General features: G+C 61.8%; 7 protein-coding genes. 3 read left to right on the top strand and 4 right to left on the bottom strand.

Annotation, left to right across the window (positions count from 1 at the left end; genetic code table 11):
• The 3 genes from ABW043_RS19915 to ABW043_RS19905 form a co-directional block, all read left to right on the top strand.
• Positions 1-286: iron-sulfur cluster assembly scaffold protein (locus tag ABW043_RS19915; RefSeq protein WP_502908681.1), on the top strand; the 286-nt coding region annotated here is incomplete at its 5' end.
• Positions 286-597, top strand: a complete 312-nt coding sequence (gene yidD / locus ABW043_RS19910; RefSeq protein WP_353922941.1) for a membrane protein insertion efficiency factor YidD — start codon at positions 286-288, stop codon at positions 595-597. The genes ABW043_RS19915 and yidD, both read left to right, overlap by 1 nt.
• 138 nt (positions 598-735) lie before the next feature.
• Positions 736-2,529, top strand: a complete 1,794-nt coding sequence (locus tag ABW043_RS19905) for an aq_1923 C-terminal domain (RefSeq protein ID WP_353922940.1) — start codon at positions 736-738, stop codon at positions 2,527-2,529.
• 64 nt (positions 2,530-2,593) lie between these two features.
• On the opposite strand, the gene ABW043_RS19900 is transcribed toward ABW043_RS19905, so the two are convergent.
• The 4 genes from ABW043_RS19900 to thrS all read right to left on the bottom strand — a co-directional run.
• Positions 2,594-3,970: a phosphohexomutase domain-containing protein gene (locus tag ABW043_RS19900; protein WP_353922939.1), complete on the bottom strand. Its 1,377-nt coding sequence runs from the start codon at positions 3,968-3,970 to the stop codon at positions 2,594-2,596.
• 21 nt (positions 3,971-3,991) lie between these two features.
• Positions 3,992-4,423 carry an alternative ribosome rescue aminoacyl-tRNA hydrolase ArfB gene (gene arfB / locus ABW043_RS19895; RefSeq protein WP_295411727.1) on the bottom strand — a complete coding sequence of 144 codons (432 nt, stop codon included), beginning with the start codon at positions 4,421-4,423 and terminating at the stop codon, positions 3,992-3,994.
• A 15-nt stretch (positions 4,424-4,438) separates the two neighbouring features.
• Entirely contained in the window at positions 4,439-4,663 is a 225-nt protein-coding gene (locus ABW043_RS19890; RefSeq protein ID WP_295411728.1) for a hypothetical protein, read from the bottom strand.
• A 1-nt stretch (position 4,664) separates the two neighbouring features.
• Positions 4,665-5,729: threonine--tRNA ligase (gene thrS / locus ABW043_RS19885; RefSeq protein WP_353922938.1), on the bottom strand; the 1,065-nt coding region annotated here is incomplete at its 5' end.

Below are 5,729 nucleotides of genomic sequence, written 5' to 3'. Positions count from 1 at the left end.
TGGGCAAGAGGTATCTGCCTGTGCCTTGGGGCAGACTTCGGCGGCAATCGTGGCGCGCGAGATCGTCGGGACGCGCGTCGAGGATTTTCGGACGCTGGCGCAGCAGATGCGGGAAATGCTGAAGGCCGAGGGCACGCAGCCCGGTGGGAAATGGTCAGACTTGGCCTATCTTGAGCCAGTGAGGGAGTTTCCGGCGCGGCACGCTTCGACGTTGCTGGTGTTTGATGCCGTTATTGATGCGCTAGACAAAGCTTCGTCAAAACAATCCATTACATCAGCGTCCTGATGCACAACATCATATCAAACCTGCTGCGCGCGATCGATTTTCCGTTCAAGGTCGCGGCTATTCTTCTGATCACCATCTATCGCTACACGCTATCGGCGTTTGCCGGGCGGACCTGCCGGCACCTGCCGACCTGCTCGGAATATACGCGGGATGCGATCTGGCAATTTGGGTTCTGGCCCGGCGGTTGGATGGGTCTTTCGCGGTTTGTCCGCTGCCGTCCCGGCGGGACGCATGGCTATGATCCAGTGCCCGAGGCGGTGCCAGTCGAAGCCAGATGGTACCTGCCGTGGACTTATGGGCGCTGGAAGTAGGTATCTCCCTCCCGCGTACGGCAAAATCCCTTCGCGTCACACCACTTGCATTTGCCTGCCCGAAAATAGGCCGATATCTTCTTCAATGAGACTGTTGGGCGGGACGGTGCAAACTCCGCCACCAACCGGGAGAAAAACATGTCGTTGAATGCCACCACCAAGCGCGGCCTTGCGGCTCTCGCCGCAGCATGTCTGGTCAGCGTTGCGCTACCCGCTGCTCCCGCCATGGCGCAGAAGACCAAATCCAAGCCAGCCGAGCAGACGGCCGCGTCCGAACCGGCGGAATTCTCCGTTTCCATCCCGACTGTCGATGCGGTCGATTCCAGCATCGATGCCGATACCATCAAGGCGATTCTCAGTGGCGCGATCGTCGAGAACGCCGATGCGCTTGCCGGCCTGAATGCCACCAGCATCACCGTTCCCGAAATCATCCTGACGGTCACTTCGAGTGTGGATGGCGTGCAGGAAGACGGCGTTCTGACCTTCACCAATCTGGTGCTTGAAAATGTCGTCGATGGCGTCGCCGCCACTGCCAGCCTCGAAGGCTCGACCTTCGATGTCGAAGACGGCCATGCCGAAATGGGCACCACCTCGGCCACCAATTTCAATATTGGCGGCATGCTGGGGATTTACGGCCTCGTCGACGGCGGCGGCTCCACCGAGATGGAAACGCTTTATGCCGATTTCGTCATGGCGGGCGGCACTTTCGAGGCGGAAGACGTGAGCTGCGAATTTGGCCCGGTGAGCGGCGCGGAAGTGCGCGGCCGTCCGATCGAGACGTCCTTCGTCGAGATCATGACGCTGGCCCAGCAAATGGAAGACGACCCGGAGATGGCCGATCCGGCCCTCATGGGCAAATTCATGCGGATGTATGCCGACATCCTCACCGCCTTCGAGAGTTCCGAATTCACCTTCGACGGGTTCTCCTGCGCGGGTACGGATGACGAAGGCCGGCCGATGACTTTCGAAATCGGCAACATGATCATGGCCGGCATGTCGCCGGGCATCTATCCGCAGATCTCGATGGATGACTTCGCGATCAATGTCGAAGGCGATGGATCGATCACGCTGGGCAATTTCACCATCAAGCAGTTCGACCTGTCTTCCACCATCGCTGCCTTGGCCGGCGCGCCGGAGGAAGTCGATGAAGCCTGGCTCGAAGCCAATGCTCGCGCTCTGATTCCGTCCTTCGACGGCTTCTCGTTTGCCGGGCTTGCCATCGACATTCCGGACCCGGACGCCGACGGCGAGCGCATCGTTGCCGATGTCGACAATTTCGATCTCTCGCTCGCCAGCTATATCAACGGCATTCCCAGCGTCATCGACACCTCGGCGACCGGCATTCGCGCCGCGCTGCCGGAAGATACGCAGGACGAGCAGCTCCAGCAGCTTATCGCGCTGGGCATCACCAATATCGACGCCGGCTTCCGCCTCGCCGCCGCCTGGAATTCGGACACCAGCAGCATCGATGTCGAGGAAGTTTCGGTGTCAGGCGTCGACCTCGCGACCGTCGTGCTTTCCGGCACCATCGCCAATGCTACCGAGGCGCTGTTCTCGCTCGATGAGAACGAAGCCCTGATGGCCGGCATGGGCGTCGCCATCAAGACGCTGAACCTCGATGTCACCGACGCCGGTTTGGCCGATATCATCCTCGCCGTCGTCGCGGCCGATCAGGGCGCCGATCCCGCCACCCTGCGCCCGGTCTTTGCCGGCCTCGCCGAAGGCACGATCATCGGCATGATGGCCGGTGCCGCCGACGCCGCCAAGCTTGGCTCGGCCGTCAACCAGTTCGTCAGCGGTACGGCCAAGTCGCTCAATATCGGCATCCAGGCCAAGACCGATCCCGGCCTTTCGATGGTCGACTTCATGACCGCCGAAGAAGACCCGACGAGCCTGATCGGCAAGGTCAACATCACCGCCTCGGCGAAGTGACAAACGAAAAGGGGCGGCCAGTGGCCGCCCCTTTTTCAGTTACCCTGCCCGCTTGAGCGCGATTTCAGCGCACGGCCTTTTCGAGGGCAGCCATCGACCACGCGAGCAGTTCCTCGGCCCGGGCCTCGCTCCCTGCCTCCACGTAAGACCGCAGCTCTGGCGCATTGCCTGAAGCCCGGAAATGTACCGTTTCCCCGGTCTTGAGGTGAAATTGCAAGCCATCGATCGCGTTCACAGCGGCGATCTCGTACGGCGCGAACACGGTTGCGGCATAGGCGGTGTCTGTCCGCAGTTGTTCGAGGAACGCTGCACTGCGCTCGCTGGGCACTTCCTGCAGACGATCTGCTACTGCAACCTGCAGCGGTAGCCGAGCGACCAATTCTGCCACTGAAATCTTGTCCTGCGCGGCCAGCCCCAGTGCGGCGATCACCGGCAGAATCGCATCGCGCGTCGGCAGGGAGGCGAGCTCGAAACCGGAGCCGACAAAGGTCCCGCCATTGGCTTCGAAGCCGACGACCGAATCCGCAGTCTCCATGCCCGCGACCACGAACGGCGAACCGACCCGGGTGCGGACGACCTGGTCGAAATAGCCGGTTCGTTCGATGGCAGAGTTGGACGTCACGGGCGTGACCACCACCTTCGCGCCCAGGAAACGAGCGGCAAGCAATCCCAGTGCATCTCCGCGCACGAAATTGCCCTCGCCGTCCATCACCAGCGGCCGATCCGCGTCGCCATCGGCCGAGATGACCGCGTCCAGCCCATGCTCGCGGACCCAAGCCGGAAGTGGCGCAAAGAGCGCATCCGAAAAGGCCTCTGTGTCGACCGGCACGAATACGTCGCTTCGACCCAGCGAAACGGTCTCGGCCCCCAGCGCTATCAGCACTTCCCCCAGCAGGTCGCGCGAGACAGTGGAGTGTTCGAAGATGCCGATCTTCCAGTCTGCCAATGCCCCCTTCGGCAAAAGGGCGACGCAGCGCTCGGCATAGGCCTTCAGCGCTTCTGCATGCTCGTTCTGCGCCGGGAAAGTCGTATCAGGCACACCCGACGTGGAGAGCTGGGCGACAATGCCGCCCTCGTCGTCCTTGCTGACTTCGCCGGCCGGCTTGTAGAACTTCAGGCCGTTGCGATCCGCCGGAATATGACTGCCGGTAATCATCACCGCCGCGCTGCCCGTCTTCATCGCCTGCAAAGCCAGTGCCGGCGTCGGCACGGCGCCGCAATCGACCGGCTCGAAACCCGAAGCAGCGATGGCATTGAGACAGTCTTGAGCGATAGCCGGGCTCGACGGACGCAAGTCATAGCCCACCAGCACGCGCCCACCCGCCATCTGGCCCGAAGCCTGCAAGTGGCGCAGGAAAGCCGCCACATAGCGCCGCGCCGGCTGACCTTGCAGGTCGGTCACGAGCCCACGCACGCCGCTGGTTCCGAATTTGAGGCTCATGGGAAAAGTCCTTGGATAAAACTAATCGTCGACGCGCGGCCGTCCGCGGCCCTGTTTGACGCCCGAACGCGTGGTCTTGGCATCGAGCCGCCGCTTCTTGGATGCCAGTGTCGGGCGCGTGGCAATTCGCGGTTTTGGCACATAGGCGCCGGCCTTCAGCAATTCCACCAGCCGCTCAAGCGCATCGGCGCGGTTCATCGGCTGGTCGCGGTGATTGTTGGCGACAATGACGATAACGCCATCCTTGGTCAGCCGGCTTCCCGCCAGAGTGCCCACGCGCCGCTTCATCGCATCGGAAATACTGGGAGAATTGGCAAGGTCGAAGCGCAGTTGCACCGCGCTTGCCACCTTGTTGACGTTCTGCCCGCCGGCACCGGTGCCGCGGACGAACGTTTCCTCGATCTCGCTGGGATCGATGGAAACGGTGCGGGTTATGGCAATGCGCTCAGCCAACAGCCCGCCCCGTCCTTATCGCTTCCAGCGTCCGCTGAAATAGACCTCTTCATCATGGATGATGCGGCCTTTTTCGGTCGTCCGGAATTTGCCCGGCTCGGCCTCTTCCACCCATTTCTTCTTCAGCATGCCGGCAAAGGTCTTTTCGCCGATATCCTTGAAGTCATCCGGGCCGAGGACATTGTCCTCGCCCAGATGATAGAGCGCCTTCATTTCGCGGTTGGACGGACGCTGCGGCATCTCAGGCTGCCTGCGCCTTGTCCTTGAGATCAGGCGGGGTTGCCTCGGCGAGAAGCGAAACGATCGCTTCCATCGATGGCAGAACCTGCTGGCCCTCGGTGCCGAGACGACGCACGGAAACCGTGCCTTCCTCGGCCTCGCGCTTGCCCACCACGAACATCAGCGGCACCTTCTGCACCGAATGCTCGCGCACCTTGTAGTTGATCTTCTCGTTGCGGGTATCGAGTTCGGCACGAATGCCGACAGCCCTAAGCTGGTTCACCAGCTTCTGACCATACTCATCCGCTTCCGAAACGATGGTCGCAACGACGACCTGGGTCGGAGCCAGCCACATCGGCATCTTGCCGGCATGGTTCTCAATCAGGATGCCGATGAAGCGCTCGAGCGATCCGAGAATCGCGCGATGCAGCATCACGGCAAACTGCCGGCTGCCGTCCTCGGCCACATAGGTGGCGCCGAGGCGTTCGGGCAGCACGTAGTCGAGCTGCAAGGTACCAACCTGCCAGGACCGACCGATCGCATCCTTGAGATGGAATTCGAGTTTCGGCGCATAGAACGCGCCTTCGCCTTCGGCGATCTCGAAGTCATAGCCGGTCGCGCGCAGGGCATCGCCCAGCGCCTTCTCGGCCGCATCCCAACGCTCGATCGTGCCACCGAATTTCTCCGGCCGCGTCGCGAGCTTGATAACGACATTGTCGAAGCCGAGATGGCCATAGACAGAGTAAAGCAGGTGCACAAAGTGCTCCGTCTCGCTCTGGATCTGGTCTTCGCGGCAGAAGATATGCGCGTCGTCCTGGGTCATCTGCCGCACGCGCATCAGGCCATGGAGTGCACCATGGGCCTCGTTGCGGTGGCAGCAGCCGAACTCGGCCATGCGCAGCGGCAGGTCGCGATAGCTCTTGATGCCCTGATTGAAGATCTGCACGTGTGCCGGGCAGTTCATCGGCTTGAGGGCAAGCAAGTCGCCATCGTTCTCGAAGATGGGCTTGTCGTCATCGGTGTTCGGAACCTGGTCAGGCACCACGAACATGTTTTCGCGGTACTTGCCCCAGTGGCCGGACATTTC

The organism is Devosia sp. (assembly GCF_040509215.1).
Taxonomy (GTDB): Bacteria; Pseudomonadota; Alphaproteobacteria; order Rhizobiales; family Devosiaceae; genus Devosia.
This window is presented reverse-complemented; position numbering and strand designations above follow the sequence as displayed.